The sequence below is a fragment of the Candidatus Magnetobacterium casense genome (genome assembly GCF_019173545.1).
GTDB classification, from domain to species: Bacteria; Nitrospirota; Thermodesulfovibrionia; order Thermodesulfovibrionales; family Magnetobacteriaceae; genus Magnetobacterium; species Magnetobacterium cryptolimnobacter.
On sequence record NZ_JABXWD010000403.1, the window covers coordinates 1 to 2885 of the forward strand.

Genomic DNA, 2885 nt, shown 5'->3' on the forward strand with positions numbered 1-2885 from the left:
AAGAAATTTGGATATGTAAGGAATAAGACATAGAATCATCGCAAAAAAAACTGTCATGGACGGTGAGGGGGAGTTTTGTGTCTTAACTCAATAAGATTTTCACGGTAAACAAGTAAGTAAAGAAAAACACCCATGCTGCTTTCAGGAACATCTCAAATCCCCATTTGTTTTTGTCGTTAGTCCTCATCTTAAACCTCCCTATCAAATTGCTGTAGATTAAGTATAGCAATGCCATACGGAGATGTTATAACAAATCAATTCATTGAAAGTCAATCCTGCGAATTGCCTCATCTAAAATCTATACGAAATGTCGTTAAAGATGAAAGAGAGGCAAGCACTAACAAAGGTATTGGCCAGGGAATACAAAACAGCAAATAGAAAGCAAAAAAAAGTGATTCTTGATGAATTAATAGATTTAATAGGATATAACCGATGCTGTGCAAACTATTTGCTGACAATACACGGAAAGCAGATTACAACAAGCAAGAAGTCCCCCTTGTCTCTCTTCGTTTATGCTATAATCCGTAGATGTTTTTAATAGACGTACTTTTTCCCGTACACCTCGTGCCTCTGACGTACATATGCCCTGAGCGATTGCGCCAGAGGGCATTCAGGGGGATGATCGTTTCAGCGCCAGTCAGGGGCAAGGAAAAAGCGGGTATCATCGTTGATTACAACCAGGCAGCGGCTGAAAGGCCTTACGTACTCAAAGAGATTACGCAGGTACACGGCGACAAACCGGCCATATCGGAGGCACACCTGAAGCTGCTCCAGTGGACCGGGCAGTACTACTACGCAGAGCCTGGCCTCGTGCTGAGAGCAATGCTGCCCGACATCGACTCACTCATCGCGTCCAGGTCCTCCCAAAAGGGCACAAGGCAACCCACCTCCGATACAGTTGCCTTGCCGGAGATGCCGATAACACAGGAGACCTTGACCCCCTTAAAGGCGGCCCTGCAGACAAAAGGCTTTTCGGTGCTCCTGCTGCACGCCCCATCGTATGTCTATGGCATACGGTACATGCTGGAGGCGCTCAGATTAACCGACAGCGCACTGATACTATACCCGGAGATCGATGAACTAACAGCCATCGCAGGACACCTCTGCGACGCTACAGCGCAGGAGATATGCCTCATCCACAGCGACGTCTCCAGGGTCAGACGTAGCAACAACTACAGGGTAATCGTGGAGGGGACTGTCAGATTCGTAGCGGGCACGATGTCGGCTGCCCTGGCGCCCCTGGACAGACCCTCTCTGATCGTGGTATCAGAGGAGCACAGCCCACTGTACAAGTCCGATAAATCCCCCCGCTACCATGCACGTGACGTGGCCGTAATGCGCGGGATGCTGGAGGAGACAACCGTCCTCCTGATCTCTGCCACGCCCTCTGTTGCCTCCTGCTACAATGCGATGACGGGCAGGTACCAGCTCATACGCTGTCCCGTCGAGGTGGCAAGACCGGCGATCAAACTAATCAAGACACGACAACCACTGTCCTATAAGGCGCTGCGGCGACTCAAACGTGGCATACACCTCGTCTACGTAAACAAAAAGGGTTACGGCATACCCATATGCTCAGACTGCGGCTTCTATCAGACCTGTCCTAAGTGCAGCCATCCACCGACAATTACACACCCCCTTGTCCTCTACAACGAGCAGACCGCCGCCGATACCAGAAGCCTGTTCTGCAACCGATGTGGATACCGGAGTAAGCCCCGGGACTTCTGCCCCGTATGCAGCGGACACAACTTCATCTCCGCCGGCAGCGGCACACAACACATGGAAGATATACTCCGGCAGAAGCTAAACACCTCAACGGTGCGCATCGACAGCGACATCATAAAGGGTCGGCAACGGACCTCCAGGGCGTTGTCCAAGGCCGTTGATGCCACCATCGTCGTTGCAACCAAGATGCTGCTCAAGCCCCTGCACCTGCACAGACACTTCAAGGGTATCGTCTTTGTCGGGACCGACATGTACCTTGCCATGCCACAGTACCAGGCAATGGAGAGGCTCTTTCAGGACGTCTTCAGGCTCTCCGAAATGGCAGGGGAGTTTATCCTCATCCAGACCGCAATGCCGGACAATCCGCTCTATGTCCTCCTGCAGGCATACAACTACGAGGGGCTTGTAATGCACGAACTGAAGGTCAGGAGGGAGCTGTCTTACCCGCCGTTTTCAAAGATGGCCCTGGTCAGTATCATGTCCCGGGCAGGGTCCGGGGCTGACGTCCTGCGCAGGGCGGCTAAATCCCTTGGGGGCGTTGTCTTTACGCCGACCATCAAGGGGTTTGACGGCGGCATACAGGTCAGTCTGCGGGCGCAGGGACGTGCAGCCCTAAATCACGAAATCCAGAGGCTCCAAAAGAAGGTCAATGACCTCGGCTTGAAGGATGTCCGGTTAGATATTGACGCAGACCCTGTTGTGCCTTTTTAGTAGCCCCCTTGGCCTGGGCAATGTCCCCGAAGAAAAGAAAGAAGGGAGGCGGCTCCGCTTCTTGGCGCTCCAGGTCGCACCTGGCCTCCTTCAGAACCCCCCGCAAGGGGAGGGGCGAGCCGCCCCGGGCACGAAGAAGTCCCCTTGACCCCTTCCTAAATCTTGTTTACAGTGGATTGTTTTATACACTATGCTTTTTGTGCTGTATTACTCATATAATAGTCTTGGAGTGTGAAGTAAACTTTTCAAAAGAACTCTTCTCTTGACAGCCTCAGATATATAGTTTTAGGATAAAAACATGGTTGTTGAAATTTATAGAATAATAAAAGGAGTCGAAATAGTATCCTCTTAAAAAAGCAGGGTAAAAAATTTTTTCACGGTTAAAAGGCATGGATTCCTGCTTTCGCAGGAATGACAGTTACAGGCGTTTTCCAAGTGTGTCATTCCTG

General features: G+C 50.9%; 1 protein-coding gene. It reads left to right on the forward strand.

The window, feature by feature from the left end:
- Positions 1–528 precede the first annotated feature (528 nt).
- A complete protein-coding gene (locus tag HWQ67_RS15520; RefSeq protein ID WP_218253594.1) occupies positions 529–2436 on the forward strand; it encodes a hypothetical protein in 1908 nt (635 codons plus the stop codon).
- The last annotated feature ends 449 nt before the right edge of the window (positions 2437–2885 follow it).

Excerpts from the sequence above, each read along its gene's own strand:
- HWQ67_RS15520 (WP_218253594.1), top strand. The coding sequence starts at position 529 with ATGTTTTTAATAGACGTACTTTTTCCCGTACACCTCGTGCCTCTGACG.